The 18,238-nt window shown below is 62.2% G+C and carries 20 protein-coding genes; 3 read left to right on the plus strand and 17 right to left on the minus strand.

The window, feature by feature from the left end; genetic code table 11:
• Window positions 1-26 precede the first annotated feature (26 nt).
• The 5 genes from BM400_RS03310 to BM400_RS03330 all read right to left on the minus strand — a co-directional run bounded on the left by BM400_RS03310 (window position 27) and on the right by BM400_RS03330 (window position 5,251).
• Window positions 27-911: a ParA family protein gene (locus tag BM400_RS03310; RefSeq protein WP_089836604.1), complete on the minus strand. Its 885-nt coding sequence runs from the start codon at window positions 909-911 to the stop codon at window positions 27-29.
• A gap of 188 nt (window positions 912-1,099) precedes the next feature.
• Window positions 1,100-1,741, minus strand: a complete 642-nt coding sequence (rsmG, locus tag BM400_RS03315) for a 16S rRNA (guanine(527)-N(7))-methyltransferase RsmG (protein WP_089836606.1) — start codon at window positions 1,739-1,741, stop codon at window positions 1,100-1,102.
• Between the two features lie 185 nt (window positions 1,742-1,926).
• Window positions 1,927-2,676 carry a gamma-glutamyl-gamma-aminobutyrate hydrolase family protein gene (locus tag BM400_RS03320; protein WP_089836608.1) on the minus strand — a complete coding sequence of 250 codons (750 nt, stop codon included), beginning with the start codon at window positions 2,674-2,676 and terminating at the stop codon, window positions 1,927-1,929.
• A gap of 461 nt (window positions 2,677-3,137) precedes the next feature.
• Complete coding sequence (locus tag BM400_RS03325) at window positions 3,138-3,878, minus strand: lysophospholipid acyltransferase family protein (RefSeq protein ID WP_089836610.1); 741 nt, start codon at window positions 3,876-3,878, stop codon at window positions 3,138-3,140.
• Window positions 3,875-5,251: a bifunctional folylpolyglutamate synthase/dihydrofolate synthase gene (locus BM400_RS03330; protein ID WP_089836612.1), complete on the minus strand. Its 1,377-nt coding sequence runs from the start codon at window positions 5,249-5,251 to the stop codon at window positions 3,875-3,877. Before BM400_RS03330 ends, BM400_RS03325 begins: the two co-directional genes overlap by 4 nt.
• Before the next feature lie 115 nt (window positions 5,252-5,366).
• Here BM400_RS03330 and BM400_RS21890 point away from each other — a divergent pair, with 115 nt between their 5' ends.
• A complete protein-coding gene (locus BM400_RS21890) occupies window positions 5,367-5,531 on the plus strand; it encodes a hypothetical protein (protein WP_175528844.1) in 165 nt (54 codons plus the stop codon).
• A 238-nt stretch (window positions 5,532-5,769) separates the two neighbouring features.
• On the opposite strand, the gene BM400_RS03340 is transcribed toward BM400_RS21890, so the two are convergent.
• The 4 genes from BM400_RS03340 to thrS all read right to left on the minus strand — a co-directional run bounded on the left by BM400_RS03340 (window position 5,770) and on the right by thrS (window position 9,326).
• The gene (locus BM400_RS03340; RefSeq protein ID WP_089836616.1) at window positions 5,770-6,213 is read right to left on the minus strand and encodes an SRPBCC family protein; all 444 of its coding nucleotides are present in this window, start codon (window positions 6,211-6,213) and stop codon (window positions 5,770-5,772) included.
• On the minus strand, window positions 6,210-6,569 hold the full coding sequence (locus BM400_RS03345) for a hypothetical protein (protein ID WP_175528845.1): 360 nt from the start codon (window positions 6,567-6,569) through the stop codon (window positions 6,210-6,212). Before BM400_RS03345 ends, BM400_RS03340 begins: the two co-directional genes overlap by 4 nt.
• A gap of 186 nt (window positions 6,570-6,755) precedes the next feature.
• Window positions 6,756-7,127, minus strand: a complete 372-nt coding sequence (locus BM400_RS03350; protein ID WP_141223793.1) for a helix-hairpin-helix domain-containing protein — start codon at window positions 7,125-7,127, stop codon at window positions 6,756-6,758.
• A 156-nt stretch (window positions 7,128-7,283) separates the two neighbouring features.
• Entirely contained in the window at window positions 7,284-9,326 is a 2,043-nt protein-coding gene (gene thrS / locus BM400_RS03355; RefSeq protein WP_089836620.1) for a threonine--tRNA ligase, read from the minus strand.
• Window positions 9,327-9,632: 306 nt separating this feature from the next.
• Between thrS and BM400_RS21895 the strand changes: the two genes are divergently transcribed.
• Together BM400_RS21895 and BM400_RS03365 are read left to right on the plus strand one after the other, a co-directional pair.
• Entirely contained in the window at window positions 9,633-9,782 is a 150-nt protein-coding gene (locus BM400_RS21895; RefSeq protein ID WP_175528846.1) for a hypothetical protein, read from the plus strand.
• 186 nt (window positions 9,783-9,968) lie between these two features.
• The gene (locus tag BM400_RS03365) at window positions 9,969-10,877 is read left to right on the plus strand and encodes an NADP-dependent oxidoreductase (protein WP_089836624.1); all 909 of its coding nucleotides are present in this window, start codon (window positions 9,969-9,971) and stop codon (window positions 10,875-10,877) included.
• On the opposite strand, the gene BM400_RS03370 is transcribed toward BM400_RS03365, so the two are convergent.
• The 8 genes from BM400_RS03370 to BM400_RS03405 form a co-directional block, all read right to left on the minus strand.
• The gene (locus BM400_RS03370; protein ID WP_175528847.1) at window positions 10,874-11,356 is read right to left on the minus strand and encodes a Jag family protein; all 483 of its coding nucleotides are present in this window, start codon (window positions 11,354-11,356) and stop codon (window positions 10,874-10,876) included. The two genes, BM400_RS03365 and BM400_RS03370, sit on opposite strands and share 4 nt — an antisense overlap.
• 258 nt (window positions 11,357-11,614) lie before the next feature.
• Window positions 11,615-13,408, minus strand: a complete 1,794-nt coding sequence (gene yidC / locus BM400_RS03375) for a membrane protein insertase YidC (protein WP_089836628.1) — start codon at window positions 13,406-13,408, stop codon at window positions 11,615-11,617.
• A gap of 59 nt (window positions 13,409-13,467) precedes the next feature.
• Window positions 13,468-13,740: a membrane protein insertion efficiency factor YidD gene (gene yidD, locus BM400_RS03380; RefSeq protein ID WP_089836630.1), complete on the minus strand. Its 273-nt coding sequence runs from the start codon at window positions 13,738-13,740 to the stop codon at window positions 13,468-13,470.
• A complete protein-coding gene (rnpA, locus tag BM400_RS03385; protein ID WP_089836632.1) occupies window positions 13,737-14,156 on the minus strand; it encodes a ribonuclease P protein component in 420 nt (139 codons plus the stop codon). Before rnpA ends, yidD begins: the two co-directional genes overlap by 4 nt.
• 165 nt (window positions 14,157-14,321) lie before the next feature.
• Entirely contained in the window at window positions 14,322-14,642 is a 321-nt protein-coding gene (locus tag BM400_RS03390) for a hypothetical protein (RefSeq protein ID WP_089836634.1), read from the minus strand.
• A 187-nt stretch (window positions 14,643-14,829) separates the two neighbouring features.
• Window positions 14,830-15,588, minus strand: a complete 759-nt coding sequence (locus BM400_RS03395) for a cupin-like domain-containing protein (RefSeq protein ID WP_245781656.1) — start codon at window positions 15,586-15,588, stop codon at window positions 14,830-14,832.
• A gap of 356 nt (window positions 15,589-15,944) precedes the next feature.
• Window positions 15,945-16,940, minus strand: a complete 996-nt coding sequence (locus BM400_RS03400; RefSeq protein ID WP_141223794.1) for a phytanoyl-CoA dioxygenase family protein — start codon at window positions 16,938-16,940, stop codon at window positions 15,945-15,947.
• A 129-nt stretch (window positions 16,941-17,069) separates the two neighbouring features.
• Window positions 17,070-18,167 (minus strand): TIGR03435 family protein, encoded by a 1,098-nt coding sequence (locus BM400_RS03405; protein WP_089836641.1) that lies wholly within the window; start codon window positions 18,165-18,167, stop codon window positions 17,070-17,072.
• Between the last annotated feature and the right edge of the window lie 71 nt (window positions 18,168-18,238).

Consider the following 18,238-nt stretch of genomic DNA (forward strand, 5'->3'; position numbering starts at 1 on the left):
GATGGATAACGTGGCCACGCGGATGGTTATTTTGTGTAGGGCCAGAAGCGGACGGGCTTTTCTTCGCGGATGGGCTGCTTCGCTCGCTCGAGGGCCTTGGGGGTTACTACATTGTTACGGACCAGGAGTTCGACGGCGAGGGCCTGGTAGGCGTCGGCGCCGCGGGAGCGGGGGTCGTAGAGCATGACCGGCTTGCCGTGGCTGGGGGCTTCGGCGAGACGGATGTTGCGCGGGATGGTGCTGGCGAGGAGCTTATCGCCGAAGAAGCCCTTGAGGTTTTCGGTGACCTGCTGGGAGAGGTTGGTGCGGTCGTCGTACATGGTGAGGACGACGCCTTCGAGGGCGAGGCCGGGGTTGAAGGCTTCGGCGACGCGGTCGAGGGTTCCGATGAGCTCGGAGATCCCTTCGAGGGCGAAGTACTCGGCCTGCATGGGGACGAGGAGGCCGTCGGATGCGACGAGGGCGTTGAGGGTGAGGAGATCGAGGGCCGGGGGGCAGTCGAGAAAGATGAAGGGGTATTTGGCGCGGATGGGGTCGAGGGCTTCGCGGAGGCGGAACTCGCGACGCTCCTGGGTGACGAGCTCGATGTTGGCCCCGATGAGGTTCTTCGAACCGGGCACGAGCGAGAGGGTCGGGATCTCGGTGGGGAGGATGGCCTCTTCGGCGGTGGCGTAGCCGAGGAGGAGGTCGTAGACCGAGATGCGGGGCTCGTCGCCGGGGGTATCGCGTGCGAAACCGAGACCTCCGGTCGTGTTGGCCTGGGGGTCGCAGTCGATGAGGAGGGTATCGAGTCCTTCGAGGGCGAAGGCCGCGGCGAGGTTGATGGCCGTGGTGGTCTTGCCGACTCCGCCCTTCTGGTTGACGATGGCGATGACTTTTCCGGTTTTTGGGGCTGGGTTTGGCGTGCTCATGAGCGGTCTCTTGAGGGTACCTCAGGGGTCAGGGGTCGTGGAGTAGGCAACTGGGATCATCCGTAGGAAATGCTGTGGGAAGTTTGGGAAAGCGGTGGAAGATGGGTGTTCCCTGGGAACATTTTCTAGATTGAGCTTTTGGCTGGAGCTGTCGTGCGGCGGCGAGCGGCGATGTTTTCTTGATCTGGCTATTGGCTACCGGCTGTTGGCTGTTCGCTGCCGGTTCGCTTGAAGGTTACGATGATGCGGTCTTCCGATTGGGGCATGGGGGTAGTTTGGGCTGGGGCGAAGCTGGGCAGGGTGGGAATCTCTTTGGCTCCGGATTGGCTGGTGAGGATGACCAGATCGTTCTTTGCCCGGGGTTCAGCACCCTGGATCGCGGGGACCATGGCGTCTACGGCACGGAGGGTTACGGTGTCGTAGCGCTGCGCTGGGGGCATGTCTTCCACACGTTTGGCCCAGATCTCCACTGGGATGTTGAGGGTACGGACGGCTTCGCGGAGGAAGGAGACCTTTTTGTTCTGGGATTCGGCGAGGGTGACCTTGATGTCGGGACGGAGGAGGGCGATGGGGAGTCCTGGGAAGCCGGCTCCGGTGCCGTAGTCGAGGAGGGTCTGGGTGGGGGGGAGAATCTGCGCGGTGAAGAGGCTCTCTCCGAAGTGGCGGGTGACGATCTCGGCCGGGGTTCGGATGGCGGTGAGGTTGGTGCGGGCGTTCCATTTGAGGAGGAGTTCGAGGTACAGCGCGAGCTTTTCGGGGAGGCCTTCCGGGGGGGCAGGGAGGAAGGGGGTGAGGAGTTTGGCGATTTCCTGCGTGGTGAGGGAGGGCATGGATTGATGGTAAATGTGTGGGGTGTTCCACGTGGAACATGCTCGGAGATGCGGTTTGGATAGCTTTCCCGGCGGGTGTCTCATTTGGCTTGGAAGAGCCCGCATCTCAGAAGCGAGACCCGTTCGGCATGCTCAGGGCAGGTTGTGGGGCACCGGGATGGGTGGGGGGTGTTCCACGTGGAACGTTATCGTGCGGCCTGCCAGTCTTTGGCGGCTTCGAGGAAGCGGGTGAAGAGGGCTCTGGAGGTGGCGCTGATATCGGTGCTGCGCTCGGGATGCCACTGGACCGCCAGGACGTAGTGGCCGGGGTCCGTGCCTTCTACCGCTTCGATGACCGCATCTTCCGGGCAGCGCGCGGAGACGGCGAGGCCCTCTCCCGGGACTCCGATGGCCTGGTGGTGGCTGGAGTTGACGGGGAGACGGAGGAAGTCCTGGGTGAGTGGGGCTTCGGCGGGGTCGGCGGCTTGCGTGATTTGACCAAGGAGGGAGTCCGGCGCGACGGAGATGGTGTGGGCGACCGCGACCGACTTCCCGGCGCCGTGGTTCACGGGCATCGGAGCGAGGTGCTGCACGAGGGTTCCGCCGCGGTAGACGTTGAGGATCTGGGTGCCAAAGCAGATGGTGAAGATGGGCTTCTTGTGTTGGTGGGCGTCTTCGAGGAGGAGGGTATCGACGGTCTCGCGGGCGGGATCGGGGTCGTTGCACTCAGGGATGCGGACGTGTCCGTAGTGGTTGGGTCCGACGTCGGCGGGGCTGCCAGGGAGGAGAATGGCGTGGCAGGAGTGCATGAGGGCTGGGAGGCCGGTGGAGGTGAGGGGCACTTCGACGGGCTCACCGCCGGCCTGACGGACGGCCTCGGCATAGGCGGGCCAGGAGCGCTGGTTGTATTCGAGGTCGGTCAGGGTGGGGATGGGGATGGCGATGCGCGGCTTCATGTCTGATTGGATGATAACGGCAGGGAGTAGGGATCAGGGAACAGGAATAGGGTCAGCGGAGCTGATTTCGGGGTTTAAAACTGCCTCCAGGACGGTTTTCAGGGTAGTGGGATGCCGGAAATAAAAATCGGTGGCTTGTAGGGCGATTCTGTGCGATTTCAGGTTTCAGAAAAGCGAAGATTGGGTGAAAAAGGGGTGTTCCACGTGGAACACTGCGATTTCTCCTCCAACGACGCGGATGATGGGGTACGGAGACGTTTTTGGAGGATCCGGCTTCGTTTCACGATGTTCCACGTGGAACATCGTCGTAAGAGGAGCCCCCGCTTCCACTCATCCGATGGAGCGGTGTGAGTTTTTGTGGCGAAGCCCGACGTCTTCGGGTTCCTTCGACTGCATCCGGCGAAGAGTTCGCCGGGCTTCGCTGAGGATGACAGGCATCGGGCTCTGCGGATGTGTTGAAACTATGGGGTGGGTCGGGAGTGGGTGAAGTACATCCTGGTGATGGCGTCGCGGACTTGCTGGGTGAGGGCTTCGGCGTCCTTGGTGGTGAGGCCTTCGGTGAGGATGGGATCGCCGATGACGACCTTCAGCGGACGCGGGCTGAGGTGGTAGGTGTGGATGGGCAGGAGCTCGTAGGTTCCGATGAGGGCCACGGGAACCATGGGCACCTGGGCCTTGATGGCCATGAAGGCTGCGCCGGAGACCATGGACTGGAGCTGGCCGGATTCGGAGCGGCCTCCTTCCGGGAAGATGACGAGAGGCAGACCGGCCTGGAGGGTCTTGACGCCGCGGAGGAGGCCGGCGATGGCGGAGCGGCCGGACTTCTGGTCGATGGGAACCTGGCCGGAGCGGTTGAGGTACCAGCCCACGAAGGGAATCTTCCAGAGGGACTGCTTGGCGAGGATCCGGAACTGGAAGGGGAGGCGGGCGAAGAGGACGGGAGTGTCCATGTAGGAGAGGTGGTTGGAGGCGTAGACGGCGACGCGGTGGGTGCGGAGGTGGTGCTCGTCGATGAGGGTGACGGGCGAGAGGGTGATCAGGAGGAGGGAACGGGCCCATGCGTTGGCGACGGCGTGCTGCTGGCGACCGGACTTATCCCAGAGGCCGCAGACGAGCGAGATGCAGCCGAAGAAGGCGGTGGAGGCGGCCATGAGCGGGATAGCGATGAGGTAGGTCAGCCACTTTTTCGCGGTGAGGCTCATGCCATGACCGCCAGATGGCGGAGTTCGCCGACGAGATAGACGGATCCGGTGGCGAGGATGATGCCGCCTTCCGGGGTGATGGCGCGGGCCTGGGCGAGGGCGGCCTCGAGATGAGGCGCAGCGTGCGCGGGGATGTCGAGGCGGTGGGCGGCGGCGAGGAGGTCTTCTACGGCGGCGGCGCGGGGGTTGTTGGGGATGGGGGCTAGGACGATGTGATCGTGCGCGCGGGCAGGGTCGCCGGAGGTCTTGTCGAAGAGCGGGAAGAGGATGCGGGTCATCTCGTCGAGATCCTTGTCGCGGAGGCAGCTGAAGATGAGGGTGCGGGGCTGATCGTCGGGGAGCCGGGTGATGGCGGCACGGAGGGTCCAGGCGCCGGCGGGGTTGTGGGCTACGTCGAGGAGGAGGTTTGGGGGGATGAATTCGAGACGACCGGGCCAGTGGGTGTTGCGGATTCCGGCTTCGATGAGGGGGATTTCTATTTTGTAACTAAATTTGTTACTTATTGCGAGGGTGTTGACGACCGCCAGGGCGAGGGCGATGTTGCGCTGCTGGTGCTGGCCGGGGAGGGGGGAGTCGACCACGAGGGGCAGGCCGTTGAAGGCGACGGTGTAGTGGTTGCGGGGGAGGGGTGTGGCGGAGGCCTTCTCGTGATGGATGGCTTCTGGGGTGGGGATGTAGTCGGCGGCGTTGATGGCGTGGAGGTCGAGTCCGGCGGCAGCTTCGCCGATGGCCTGGTTGGCCTCGGGATGCTGGGGGAGGGTGACGAGGGTTCCGTGGGGGCGGAGGATGCCGGCCTTCTCGCGGGTGATGAGGGTGATGGTGTCGCCGAGGTAGTCCTGGTGGTCGAGGGCGATGTCGGTGAGGACGGAGATGAGGGGGTCGACGATGTTGGTGGCGTCGAGCCGGCCGCCGAGGCCTACTTCGAGGACGGCGATGTCTACCTTTTGCTCGGCGAAGAAGGTGAAGGCGATGGCGGTGAGGACTTCGAAGAAGCTGGGGAGGTGAGGGAGCTTCTGGTCGGCTACGAGGTCTTTGGCGGCTTCGGCGACGCGGGTGTAGAGGCGGGCGAAGTCTGCGTCGGGGATGGGGGTGCCGTTGACCTGGATGCGCTCGTTGACGTGGTAGAGGTGCGGGGAGGTGTAGAGGGCGGTACGGGCTCCGGTGGCGGCCAGGATGGAAGAGAGCGTGGCGGCGGTGGAGCCTTTGCCGTTGGTGCCGGCGATGAGGATGCTGGGGTAGGTGGATTGCGGGTCGCCAAGGGATGCGGCGAGGAGGCGCATGTGGTCGAGCTCAAACTTGCGGCGGGGGGCGGTGGGGGCTAATTCGAGGCCGAGGGAATAGAGCTGATCGACGGCTTCGGCGTAGGTAAGCATGGGGCCATTCTACGATGACCAATGGTAATGGGTGAGGGAAGAGAACAGTGCCGCAACTCGCGAGGATCGACCGATGATGGAGGAGGCGCGATGGAGTTCGCCGCGGGAGGCGTGGATGGCGATCGCAGTGATGGGGCTGATTGCGGTGTTGGCGAGTGGGCCGCTGGCGGGATGCTGGACGGCGCTGGTTTGGCTGAGGCGGCAGCGGAGCGCGATGGATAAAAAGGAAGAGGCGTGGGGAATTCTCGTGGTAGCATCGGCACACTCCCCTATGCGCTGAAGGATTTTTTACACCCTGCGGAAAAACTCATTCCGTGGGCAAATTTTCATTTGTGTGGCTTAGGGCTGCCCCTTAAAATCGCGTCTTTATGACTTTTCGATCCTGTACTTGCTCCAGTCCGCAGTTTGTCCGATCCCGGAAGAGGAATCTCTGGGAGCAGATGCTTTCCACGATTGGGCTTTATCCGTGGACGTGCGAACGATGTGCGTGGCGGAAGTTCCGGTGGGCGCGGCGGTAGTTAGTTTTCGGCCAACTGCTTGAGCAGAGCGAAGCGCTTTTTGAGCAGGCCTCGGATGTGCGGGATGAGGATGACGTGCGCTACGGCCACTCCGAGAGGGCCGAAGGGCAGGGTGAAGCGGACCTCGTCGTCGAGCTGAGTGCCGGTGGCGGTTGGGGTGAAGTGGTGATCGTGCTGGAAGAAGGCGAAGCGGCCCTTTTCCTGGGTGTCCTGGAAGAACGTGGGGTCGGTGTAGGCGGTGATGAGGGTGTGGTGGACCTGGGGGAGGAAGAACTTCCAGCCGCGCCAGACGACCCGGTCGCCAAGGACGACGTGCCCGGCGGTTCGGCCTGAGACAGGGGTCATGGCGAGGGTCTGGCGAACGGTGTCGATGTCCGTGGAGAGATGGAAGACACGCTCGATGGGGGCGGCGATTTGGGTGGTAGCGCGGAGGGTATGCATCATTTGGCGTGGCGGGGGTGGTAGGTCCAGCCGTCGAGGGGGGGCTCTTCGGGTTTGGGCCTGGGGAGCTCAATGACTTCGCCTACGGCGCGGACGACTACGCCGTTGGTCTCTAGATGCGTGAGCTGGTGGTTGTGGTCGTGGCCGCGCTGGATCGTCTTCTTGAGCAGCAGGATGAACTTGTGGGACTCCTCTTCGAAGAAGCGGCCCATGCTCTCGTCGTAGTCGGCGATGAGATTGTAGGTGACGTGGCACTTGGGGCAGGTAAGCTGCTCTTCGAGGGTGCGGTGGAAGGCTCCCGGGGGAAGAGGGCCCTTGGGGTCGGTGCCGGATTGGATGGCGGCGATGGTGAGAGGCATAGTGATCGGATTATGGCATGCCGCATCAGGATGCGGGATCCACTCCAATTTTGCTCCTGGATGAGAGAGGAAAACACCCCGGCTCCGAGATGATGTTGCTCGTGGGCGGTCTGTGAGCGTTTTGCGGTAGTGGCGCGAAAAAGCCACATCTCGGAGACGAGATGTGGCTCTTGCGTTCGTGACGCTTCAGTTGGCGGTGATGCGGCTGGAGATCTTGTCGTACTCGGTGCCGGTGACGATGTGGCGGCCTACGAGGTCGGAGGTCGAGGTGTAGGGGCGACCGTCGACGATACGGCCGGCCATGCGGGCATCCATGCCGGGCAGGGCGGCGAGGTCGTCGCGCGAGGCGCTGTTGATGTTGACGGGGTGGCCGAGGTTGAGGCCGTCCTGCACGCCCTGGACGGCGGCCTTGGCGTCTTCGGTGGCGACCGCGGCTACCTTGGAGGCCTGGCTGGTCGCGTTCTGAGCGTCCTGGCGGATCTGGTCGGGAGTCTTCGTGTTTTGATTGCATCCGCAGAGAGCGAGGAGGCTGATGGTCGTGATGATCAGACGTTTCATGTTGGGTGAGATGCGAATGTGCGGTGGGGGCGTGGCTTTTTGTTTGGGAAAGATTTTGGCTCTTCCGCCCAGCCCACATGCGACGGTGGATCCATCGCGGCGGTGGAAGCCCACATCTCAGAATCGAGATGTGGGGCACCCGGTTTGCAGGCTCATTTAGAGGGTTGCGGCGTTGGTTTCGTTCAGGGTTTTGGCGCGGGTGATGAAGTCCGCCAGGGAGACGCTGCCTTCGTCGCCTTTGCCACGAGTGCGGACGGAGACCGATTGCGTGTTCGATTCCTTGTCGCCGAGGATCAGGACGAACGGAACCTTCTGCAGAGTGAACTCGCGGATCTTGGCGTTCATCTTTTCGTTGCGTTCGTCGAGCTCTACGCGGAGGCCGGCCTCTTCCAACTGCTTCTTCACCTCGTTGGCGTAGTCGAGGTGCTTTTCGCTGATGGGAACCAGGCCGATCTGGACAGGAGCGAGCCAGAGGGGGAAGGCTCCGGCGTAGTGCTCGATGAGGACGCCGAAGAAACGCTCGACCGAACCGAAGAGGGCGCGGTGGACCATGACGGGCTGGTGGAGTTCGCCGTCCTCGCCCTTGTAGGTGAGGTCGAAGCGCTGGGGGAGGTTCCAGTCGAACTGGACCGTGGAGAGCTGCCACATGCGGCCGAGGACATCGACGAGCTTGATGTCGATCTTGGGGCCGTAGAAGGCGGCTTCGCCGGGTATGGTTTTATACGGGATGCCCTTGGCGTCGAGGACCTTGGTGAGCGAGCCCACGGCTCCATCCCACTTTTCGGCAGAGCCGATGAAAGCCTTGTCCTTGGGGTCCCAGGTGGAGAGCTCTACCTTGAACTCCTGGAAGCCAAAGGTGTGGAGGACGGACTCGGCGAAGTCGATGCAGGCGGCGATCTCGTCTTCGATCTGCGAGGGCGTGCAGAAGATGTGGGCGTCGTCCTGCGTGAAGCCGCGGACGCGGAGCAGGCCGTGCATGGTGCCGGAACGTTCGTAACGATAGACGTTACCTAATTCCGCGTAGCGTACGGGCAGGTCGCGATAGCTCTTGGGGGAGTTCTTGTAGATGAGGATGTGGCCCGGGCAGTTCATGGGCTTGAGGCGGTACTCCGCGTCGTCGAGCTCCATGGCCGGGTACATGTTTTCGCCGTAGTTCTCTTCATGTCCGGAGATCTTCCACATCTCGCGGCGCATGATGTGCGGGGTGTAGACAAGATTGTAACCGCGCTTGATACATTCTTCGCGCATCCAGTCTTCCATCGCCTTGCGGATGATGCCCCCCTTGGGATGCCAGAAGATGAGGCCGGAACCGGCGACCTCCTGGATGGAATAGAGGTCCATCTGTTTGCCGATGATGCGGTGATCGCGGGCCTTGATCTCTTCGAGGCGCTTGAAGTGGGCTTGCAGGTCCTTGTCGTTGAAGAAGGCGGTTCCGTAGATGCGCTGGAGCTGCTGGTTCTTCTCGTCGCCGAGCCAGTAGGCTCCGGCGACGGACATGACCTTGAAGGCCTTGACGCGGCCGGTGGAGGGCACGTGCGGGCCGCGGCAGAAGTCGGTGAAGTTGCCGTTCTTGTAGAGCGAGATCTCTTCGCCGGGCTTGGTGAAGCGCTCGATGAAGTGGACCTTCATGAACTCGCCCTGCTTCTCGTAGTCTTCGAGGCCCTTCTCGCGTGGCTCTTCGGCGCGGACGAAGGGTTCGTTGCGGGCGACGACTTCGGCCATGCGGGCTTCGATGGCGGCGAGGTCGGCGTCGGTGAAGGGGCTGGCGCGGTAGACGTCGTAGAAGAAGCCCTGGTCGGTGGCGGGGCCGTGGCCGAGCTTGGTCTCGGGGAAGAGCTCGAGGATGGCGGTGGCCATGACGTGCGCGGCGGAGTGACGGACGACCTTCAACGAGGCTTCGTCCTGCTCCTTGAGGAGCCAGAGTTCGACGGACTCGGTGAGCGGGGTCGTGAGGTCCACCAAGCGGGTGCCATCAGCGTCGGTTGTCGGACCGGCGTACATGGACTCTTCCGACGAGTCGGAGGCTTCGCCGGCGGTGACCTTGGCGAGCGGGCGGATGCGGGCTACGACGACGGCGGCGGCGAGGCGCGGGGAGATCGCGTTGGCGATGTCGAGGGGGGTGGTGCCTGCGGGGACTTCGCGGAGGGAGCCATCGGGAAGCTGTACGGAGATGTTGGCAGTACTTTGGAGTTCGCTCATCACCTACCAGCATAGAGGTTCGGTTTGGCTGCGTCGATAAGGGGTTGTACTCGCGCCGGACGAAAGTGTCATACCGGTTGTGCGAGTGTGGGATGGGGCGAACGGATGGGTATGGGTAAAGTCAGTTCATCGAAGGGAAACAGCAACGGGCTGACTTCGAAAAACTTTCTGGAGGATATGACCATGCAGGTACTTTGCGAGCGTTCGAATTCTGGTTCCGATGTACGGTGTGCAGTGTGTGGGCAGGGTTTCCTGGTTTACTGGGAGCGTTCTTCGCGCTCTGAGCGCGAGGAAGCCCGCAAAGACGTGATGCAGGCGATCCGCGAGCAGCACGAGGATATGACGAGCGGTCACCATGCGCATCCGGTAGCGCGGTTCACGGTTCCGAGCTGGAGCGGAAATCCTTCGCACTCGGGCGCGGCTCTGCTGGGCGGCGCGATGGCGTACGCGATCTAGTCCTGCCGGACGGGCACCCTGCGCCGGGCGGCGGTCACGGCGCCTGCGGCAGAACCTTCGTGACCGATATACCGGTCTGGGTGGTGCGATGTCATGCGGGCCTTCCGTTGGCCGGCATGAGCCGTAGAAAGGCTGCATACGCCGCTGGACGCACTGGACGCATCTCACGGTGGGTGAGGTGATGCGATGAAGGCAGCGGTTTTGCACGAGTATGGCGGTCCGTCGAAGCTGCAGTATGAGGATTTCGACGATCCAGTGGCAGGCACGGGCGAGTTGCTGGTGAGGGTAGCGGCGGCGAGCATCAATCCAATCGACTACAAGATGCGGTCGGGTGAGGCGCGGACGAGGTTTCCGGTCGAGTTTCCGGCGATCCTGGGGAGGGACTTCTCGGGTGTTGTGCGGACGGTGGGCGAGGGCGTGACGGGCTTCGAGGGCGGCGAGCGGGTGATGGGGCTCGCGTGGAAGACATACGCCGAACTGGTGGTGGTGAAGGCCAGCGATACGGTACGGGTTCCGGACACGATGGAGTTGACGACAGCGGCAGCGCTGCCTTTGGTGCTTTTAACCGGCGGCCAGTTGATCCGGCTGGGGACGGCGATTGAACAAGGCCAGACGGTGCTGGTTTCGGGCGCGGTGGGTGGCGTTGGCCGGGCTGCCGTCCGGACTGCCAAGATTGCCGGGGCAAAAGTGATCGCCGGCGTGCGGAAGAAGCAGATGGACGAGGCTCAGGAGATTGGAGCAGACCAGGTGATCGCACTCGACGATGACGAGGCGATGGCGAAGGTAGGTTTTCTGGATGCTGTCGCGGATACGGTCGGGGGCAAGACGGCCGAGGCTCTCCTGGGCAAGGTGAAGCAGGGAGGCGTGTTCGCCTCGGTGCTTGGGCCTCCGGCGAATGCGGCGATGCACCCCACGGTGAAGGTTGTGCCGGTGATGGCCAAGCCGGACGCAGGGATGCTGGCGGAGCTCGCCGAGGAGGTGGCCTCGGGGCGTCTGGTGATTCCGATCGACCGCATGCTTCCGCTGGCCGAGGCAGGCGAGGGCCAGGCCGCGGCAGAGAAGGGCGGCATTGGGAAGGTGCTGCTGACGGTCTAGTGAGTCGTCTCTTTCCCGGCACGTTCGGGGTAGAGGACGACGGCACGATGTGGGCCCTCCCCGGTGGACGAGGTGCGAAGTCCGCTGGGGGTAAGGGCGAGGTGAAGGAAACGGCGCTCGTGCGAGGACATGGGCTCGAACAGGAAGGGGCGGCCGGTCTCAAGGACGCGGGCGACGGCGCGGCGAGCCTGGGCGCGGAGGGCCTCGTTGCGCTGCTGGCGGTAGTTGCCGGCGTCGATGGAGAGAAGGTCGTGCTGGTTGGGCTCCAGGCGGCGAATCTCAAAGGCGAGGTGCTCGATGGCGCGGAGGACCTCGGCGTTGCGGGCGGTGAGGACGGGCGTGTCGGGGCCAGAGATGGCGGCGACGAGGTCCGGAACGGCGCCGGGGTGGGTTTCGATCTCGCAGGTGAGATCCAGTTGAGCTGCATCAAAAATACGGTGCAGCAAGTGGCCGAGACAGTCCTGGGTAAATTCTTTCATGTCGCAATACCTGCTCATGGATTCTTCTTTGATGGTGCGGGAACGTGGAGGATGAAGTGGCGTGTTGGCGCGGTCACTTCACAGGTTTGCCTATAAGAACGCAAAGACGACCCCGCCCTCCTTCGAGTTTCTAAAGGATGATGCAAATCTCTGGCAACGATTCCCATTTTGGGAAATTGATGTGGTGGACTGTTCTCGCAAAATACTTCAGGCCCCGCATTTTTCCGATGCGGGGCCTGAGGTGGAGCGGGAAAACGATCAGCGACGGTTGGTTTTGCCCTGGATGACGGCAGGCTGCCCGGCCTTGCGGCGGGCTCGCTTGGCGGCGAGTTCGCGGGTTTCGCGGCCGAGAGCGGTGCGATTCATGACGGCCTGCTGGGCGATACCGATGAGGTTGCCGACGGCCCAGTAGAGCGCGAGACCGGAGGCGTAGGTCCAGGTGATGTAGCCGGAGAAGGCGGGCATCATGAAGGCCATCATCTTCTGCTGCTGCGGATCGACACCGGGAGACGGCGTGTAGAACTGCACCAGGAACTGGCTGACGATCATGAGGATGGGAAGGATATGGTAGGGGTCGGCGGCGGAGAGATCGTTGAGCCAGAACCAGTGCGCCTGGCGGAGCTCGACGACTTTGGGAAGCATGCCGAGGAAGGCGAAGAGGAGAGGGAGCTGGATGAGGGTGGGGATACAGCCACCGAACATGTTGACTCCCTCGCGCTTCTGGAGCTCCATGATCTCGGCGTTCATCTCGTTGCGCTTGGGGTCGGTGACCTTGAGGTTCTTGTACTTGGCCTTGATGGCGTCCATTTGGGGCTGGATGCGCTGCATCTTGAGGCCGGACTGCATGGTCTTGATGCGCAGGGGCAGGATGATGGCGTTGATGGCGAAGGTGACGATGACGATCGACCATCCCCAGTTGGCGACGATGTGCGCGTGCACGAACTGGAGGGAGTAGAAGAGGAGCTTGCCGATGATGCCGAAGAAGCCGAAGTCGAGCAGCGGCTCGAGGGTGACGGCGGGGTTGGCGGCGTGGATGTTCTTGAGGATGTTGGCGGCCTTGGGGCCGACGTAGATCTTGGTCTGGGTGCGTCCGGAGAGGTCGCCGGCGGCTACGCCGAGGAGCGGGACGTCGACGGTGCCCTTGCCCTGGTCGGACTTGAGGACGGCCTTGTCGACCTTGATCTGGTTATGCAGGGTGGCGATGGTGGCGGACTGGGCGTTGTCGGGCAGGAAGATGGCGCCGAAGTAGGGGTCGGAGACGCCGGCCCAGTCGAAGGGTCCGTTGAGGGTGTCGCCGCCGGAGACCTTCTTGAAGGCGATGTGCTCTTCCTTGCCGTTGGTGCTGGTGTCGATCTGGGTGGTGGCGTAGTCCTGGGGCTTGGACATGTCGCCGAAGCCGCCCGGCCAGGCGACGAGGGTGCGGAGGGGCGTGCCATTGCGGGTGACCTCGACGTCGGCGTGCAGGAGGTAGGTCTCGTCGAAGGAGAAGGTCTTGGTGGCCTTGTACTCGCCGTTGGCGTAGGTGAAGGTGACGGAGGTGGGGCTGGCGACCTGTCCGGTGGCGGAGGCGACGAACATGGCTCCGTTGAGGTTCTTGGTCAGGCCGGCATCGTAGGTGTAGAGCGAGAGCGGGTAGCCGAACTGCCTGGCGGCATCGCTGTGGACGATGTCGAGGGGCTTGCCGTTGTTGTCCTTATAGGCCTTGAGGATCCAGCTTGTGACCTGCGCGCCCTTGTTCGAGAAGGTGATGCGGTAGAGCTCGTTCTCGACGATGGTGGTGGTCTCGGCGGTCGCTACGACGGCGGGGACGGCGGCTGCGGCAGGTGCGCCGGATAGAGACACAGCCTGCGGCGCGGAGTCGGCCGGCGCGGAGGCAGGGGCGGAAGCAGCCTGGCTCTGGGTCGCGTTGGGGTTCGCGAGAGGCGGGTTGTGCTTGGTCTTCCAGTACTGGGCGAAAAAGAAGACGGAGACCAGGACGAGCATCATGACGATGAGGGACTGATTGTTTCCCTGCGGAGCGCCTGGCTGGTTAGGGTTCTTGAACTCTGCCACTGTGGAACTTCCTATCTGGTGATGCCTTTTTAGAGCTGTTTTGGGTTGCTTGCGAAACGCTACTTCGATGATAAATGCTGGGGTTTCGTTTTGCTTGGGGGAACGGGGTCGAGGCCGCCGGCGGCGAAGGGGTGGCAGCGGGCGATGCGGCGGGCAGCGAGGAGCGATCCGCGGAGGAAGCCGTGGCGGGAGAGCGCGATGTAGGCGTACTCCGAGCAGGTGGGGAGGAACTTGCACTGGGTGGGGCTGATGGCGTGGATCAGCGGGGAAAACAGGGACTTATAGGTGCGGAAGGCGAAGCGGAGGAGCGGATTGGGGGCTTCGTCGCTCATTCCGTGGGGGGTGTTTGCTGGGCGGTCAGCTTCTGGGCTTGATTCTGGACCTGGCGGAAGACGTGGGCCACCTCGCGCTCCAGGGCGGCGAAATCGAGGTCGATGACGGAGCGGCGGGGGTGCAGGATGACGTCGACCGGGAGGGTGAGGGAGGGGAGGTTGTGGCGGACCGCCTCGCGCATGCGCCGCTTGATGCGGTTGCGATCGACGGCCTTGCCCATGACCTTGCCAACCGTCAGGCCGACTCTGGGAACGGACGCGTCCATGGCGCGGATGGCGGTCTCGGGGGAGCGGAAGGCGAAGAAGAAGGCCATCTGCTTCGAGAACTGCTTGCGGCTGGCCTTGTACACGCGCTGGTAGTCGGCGTGCTTGCGCAGGCGAAAGACGATATACGGTTTGGATTCGGGGGCGGGCATGGGGCTGGTTCTAGTTTACCTTCGCTTGATTCCAGGCATTTGGAATTGCCTCACATCAACCAGTTGCTCCGAATGCGCGTAAGGCCAAGTGGCGTGAACGGCGTTTATCGGGAGCTATCACCTGAAGTCGCCGAAAACTCAACTTTCGAGAGATGAGCCCATTTCCTATTGCGGTTTACGGGGATACCGCTTCCAGGATTCGTTGACGATCTTGTCTGGTGTCCAGCCCTCTTGCCTCAAAATCGAGTTCACAAGTTCTACTCTTTCCTTCGGTGCTTTGGCCGCGACTGCCAACTTTACGGACGTGATTGGATGAGGATCGTTGTCGTTGTAGCAGCCTGCATGAAGAACGCTTTGCAGCATCTTCGGGCCGGTCTTGTACCAGCCGTGAAAGCGGTCAAAGAAGATAACCCCGTCGTTCCCGACACCTATCGTTAGCGGGCAGGGTTGTTGCATCAATGCCAGCGCAAGGACCGAGATCATCATGGCGAAACAATACCAGAAGTGGAAACAGATTCAATAGAAATGGCGATATCGGAAAGTACGTGATTAGTCCTCATAAATCGGCTTATTGCCAGCGACCCCCAGACGAAGAAAGTGGTTTTCTTAAGAAACAAGATTTAACCCTGGCACACGCGAAGAAACGAGTAAAGGATGCTGGAGTGAACCCTTGTCATCGGTCCCTGCCTAACACCGCAGGGGATCTTCCTCGCTTTAGCCAGAAATTGATCATGAGAGAGTCTTCGTGGTTCTCCACGAAATGACTCCAACCCGCAGGCACATAGAGCAGATCACCCGCACGCTGCGTGATGGAGATCGGTGTAGCCTTTGAGAACTCTGGGAAGCGCGTCGCATCGGGAGACTTTGCGTTAACCATGCTGACCCCGAAGTCTGGAAGTGCATTCGGTCTCGGATGAATCATGTAGAGATAAGGAAAATCGGCTGGGGGATAGAGGAGCCATTCTTTGGCACCGAAGGATGCGAACGAGAAGTTGTCCGTGAGGTCCTTGTGCAGGGCAGTTACCGTTCCCTTCTTACCCATCCACATACGTGGCTCATTGAAAAAGTGCTCGGGGTAAAACATCGGAAAAGGGACCCCGAGATCGCGCGCTATCTCGACGGGTATCACGGTGCCGGCGGCATAGGCCGTCCCGGCATCGTTTCCCTGCATGAAGTGTTCCCCAATGAAATTTCTCAGGGACATCTCTTCTTCGCAGCGATTCAGGTAGCTACCTGGATCTGCCATATCGCCGAAACGGACGTTCACGGTCTGATCGCCGTAGGCCCCTTGCAGCAGGCCTAAGATCTCTGCTTCAGAGAACTTTGACGGCCCGAGCCGCAATAGAAAAGGCATAGAGCGCGCTGCATACTCCGTCGAAAACACCTTGTCACTCAGAGAATCAAGCACGTCCAGAACGGCGCGGCGAGGCATCTCGCAGGTAGCTTCACATATCTGGGGAAACCAAACGACAGGACTGTCCATCTATCGAACTCCTACACATTTTGAGAATAGACCCTGGATCATAGAGCACGGCGGTGTCTGACGGTGCAGCATGGCACGCCAGCCGCCACACGATCACTTCCGCAGAATTCCTTCCTTCAGGCGGCTAATAGGTAACGATAAGTCGGCTTGTGTTGACTAGTCCCGCCCCTGCTAAATCTCGACTACTGCTGACAGGCCAATGCACTCGCTGACAGCTTCCGGCTTTGGAGCTTTCTGCGTGGACGACTCCGCACTGGCTTGTGGAGGATGATCCGCGAGGCTTGTACGGAACCGCCGCACCGGTTCTATATCCACTCCGAGTTATGCTCCCAGCGGGTTGGGCGCATGGAGATATACTGCACCACGCGTGGGCGGCTGGCGCGGTTTGGGCTGCTGCCGTGGGGCAAGGACTGGTGCCACAGGACAAGGTCGCCACGGCCGGCCGCGATAGGCTTTGCGGTCAGCGTGCGCAGCGCTTCGGCTCGTGGATCAGCCCCCTTCGGCAGCGAATCCAGCCAGGGGATCAGGCCCTTGTGGAAGCCGGGAACACAGCAGAACGCGCCCTGTGCCGCTTCGGTCTCCGCCAGGTAAAGGATGCCCTGAATCTCGAGATGATGCGGCTGCGCCAGGGTGCAATCCCAATGCAGCTTGGGGCCGGGAAAGAGCCAGCCCGGCCGCTCCGGCGGATTCAACCCGGCCTGGTCCACGGTTGCCCAGAGGTCCTCGCGCCCCCACAACTGCGCGAACGCCTTCACCACGCGCGGAGCAAAGCGGTTGGCGACGAGCGCCGGATGGCGCAGCAGGGGCACCCAGATCGTGTGACCCAGGGTCTCGGAGTACCAGCTCTCCGGATCATCGCGGCTCATCCCGAGATGTTCGTAGATCGCCATCTCCGCAGTCTCGGCAGCCTCGGTGCTCACCGCGTTTCGCACGATGACATAGCCGTGCTCGTCCCATTGGGCAAGCTCGGCCTCGCTCAGACCTTCGACCGCGTCGAGTGCGCCGATCGGCGAACCCACCGCATGGCCGTCGAGGGCACGCCGCAGACGATCCCGCTCGCTCTCGGCGAAAGCGTCGTCGCGCTGCGCGACGATCCACGCCTCGAATGCTTCAAACGTGGGGCGTTGCATCCTGAGGTAGCGCAGAGCTTCAAGATGATTCAGCCCGAGGCCGGCCAGCAGCGTCTTCTGCACGTCCCAGGACACTGCCTCGCTGGACGAATCGCCGTGGAGCGTTCGATCCCAGAAGGTATGCAGCGCCCCGATGCGAAGCTTCGTCGTGCTCTCTTGCGTTGTGCTCACGTCCGCGGAACCTCCGTCGCCTGTCTTGACCACGCCATCATTGTGCCAGCCTGGAGGACCTAGTCAAGCGTATCGGGAAGTTAATTCGGAGGCACAGTCTGTTATGCCAATGGAATTGAGCCTTGAGGACTAGTTCGCGGAAGGCTTTTCGAGGTGGTCGATCACGAGGATGTCGATCGGGGCCTTCCTGGGGATGAGCTTGAAGCCGAGGGGCTCGATCGCGTGGAAGTACTCGGCGGCGGTGTCGTTTGCGGGGCCCTGGGTGGAGGCGGTCGCGATCGTCATGGTGAAGTTGACGCGGCCTTTCAGGCCGGTCTCATCGAGGATCTGCCGCTCGGGGAGAAAGCCCATCAGGAAATCGGCGACGTCGGGCATGGTGAAGTCCATGAACTGCCCGAGGGTTTGTCCGTCATCGATCTGTTTGACGAAGATGTGGGAGTGGCCGTTGGGGTCGTCGGCTGGGTCGAGCCGAGGGGTCTTGTTCTGGAGCGTGAGCGCGTAAACCGGAACGACCCTCTGGAGGATGTGAGTTCTAAGCTGGAAACGCTCTGCCAGGAGTTTTCGCAGCATGAGGCGGTACTGCTGCTCGTTGGGTACGCCTTCCGTATCGGGTTCGGCGTCGATATCGAAACGTACGCTCTCGAACCATTCCGGCGCGCCTTCGATCTGACGGGATTGCAGCGCGTAGGCGAACTTCACCATCTGGAAGACGGTCGAATTTCTTGCGTTGAAGTGACGGGTCCGGAGTGCGAAGCTTCTCTGTGTCTTACCGGGCTCGCTTGGCCGGATGACAGCGACCTCAAAGGCGGGATCGGCCGAGAGAGCCATGGGAGCGCCGTTGTCGCGCTTCCAGAGGGTCTCAGGGGTGGCGAGGGTGAAGGTGAGGGGGTAGGAGTGTTTGGCCTGTTGCCAGGTACCCTGCAGGGACTTGCCGTCCGGGCCCAACCTGGCGTGGAAGGCGATGTCGATGACCGGGGCGGCTGCGTTCAAGTCAGGGGCCAAAAAGGTGATGGTAGAAAGCGGGACGGAGGTCGTCCAGTCGAAGCGATCAAAGACGCCGCGGAGAGCGCCATCGCTTGCCTGGGTGATTCGGAGCTGGACGTGCGGGGAGTTGTCGACGGGCAGCGTGGCCTGCCAGGTGCCAAGGATGCCTTGGGCGTACAGTGCCGGGGCAAGAAGGAGGATGACGGAGAGGCATCCTGTGGCCATCGTTCGAACTTTGCGCATCGTCTTCCTCACGGGATAGACGCGTCAGCTCAACGTTCCGCTCGGATGGATTGCATGGGTTTCTCTTTGCT

Source organism: Granulicella pectinivorans (assembly GCF_900114625.1).
GTDB classification, from domain to species: domain Bacteria; phylum Acidobacteriota; class Terriglobia; order Terriglobales; family Acidobacteriaceae; genus Edaphobacter; species Edaphobacter pectinivorans.

Bases quoted from the DNA above. Each gene is read 5' to 3' on its own strand.
- BM400_RS03365 (WP_089836624.1), top strand. From the start codon at position 9,969: ATGAAGGCAGCGGTTTTGCACGAGTATGGCGGTCCGTCGAAGCTGCAG.
- BM400_RS03325 (WP_089836610.1), bottom strand. From the start codon at position 3,878: ATGAGCCTCACCGCGAAAAAGTGGCTGACCTACCTCATCGCTATCCCG.
- BM400_RS03350 (WP_141223793.1), bottom strand. From the start codon at position 7,127: ATGAAACGTCTGATCATCACGACCATCAGCCTCCTCGCTCTCTGCGGA.
- BM400_RS03340 (WP_089836616.1), bottom strand. From the start codon at position 6,213: ATGATGCATACCCTCCGCGCTACCACCCAAATCGCCGCCCCCATCGAG.
- yidD (WP_089836630.1), bottom strand. From the start codon at position 13,740: ATGAGCGACGAAGCCCCCAATCCGCTCCTCCGCTTCGCCTTCCGCACC.
- BM400_RS03395 (WP_245781656.1), bottom strand. From the start codon at position 15,588: ATGCCTCGCCGCGCCGTTCTGGACGTGCTTGATTCTCTGAGTGACAAG.
- BM400_RS03405 (WP_089836641.1), bottom strand. From the start codon at position 18,167: ATGCGCAAAGTTCGAACGATGGCCACAGGATGCCTCTCCGTCATCCTC.
- rsmG (WP_089836606.1), bottom strand. From the start codon at position 1,741: ATGCCCTCCCTCACCACGCAGGAAATCGCCAAACTCCTCACCCCCTTC.
- BM400_RS03390 (WP_089836634.1), bottom strand. From the start codon at position 14,642: ATGATGATCTCGGTCCTTGCGCTGGCATTGATGCAACAACCCTGCCCG.
- BM400_RS03370 (WP_175528847.1), bottom strand. From the start codon at position 11,356: ATGAAAGAATTTACCCAGGACTGTCTCGGCCACTTGCTGCACCGTATT.
- BM400_RS03330 (WP_089836612.1), bottom strand. From the start codon at position 5,251: ATGCTTACCTACGCCGAAGCCGTCGATCAGCTCTATTCCCTCGGCCTC.
- BM400_RS03320 (WP_089836608.1), bottom strand. From the start codon at position 2,676: ATGAAGCCGCGCATCGCCATCCCCATCCCCACCCTGACCGACCTCGAA.
- rnpA (WP_089836632.1), bottom strand. From the start codon at position 14,156: ATGCCCGCCCCCGAATCCAAACCGTATATCGTCTTTCGCCTGCGCAAG.
- thrS (WP_089836620.1), bottom strand. From the start codon at position 9,326: ATGAGCGAACTCCAAAGTACTGCCAACATCTCCGTACAGCTTCCCGAT.
- BM400_RS03310 (WP_089836604.1), bottom strand. From the start codon at position 911: ATGAGCACGCCAAACCCAGCCCCAAAAACCGGAAAAGTCATCGCCATC.
- BM400_RS21890 (WP_175528844.1), top strand. From the start codon at position 5,367: ATGGCGATCGCAGTGATGGGGCTGATTGCGGTGTTGGCGAGTGGGCCG.
- BM400_RS03345 (WP_175528845.1), bottom strand. From the start codon at position 6,569: ATGCCTCTCACCATCGCCGCCATCCAATCCGGCACCGACCCCAAGGGC.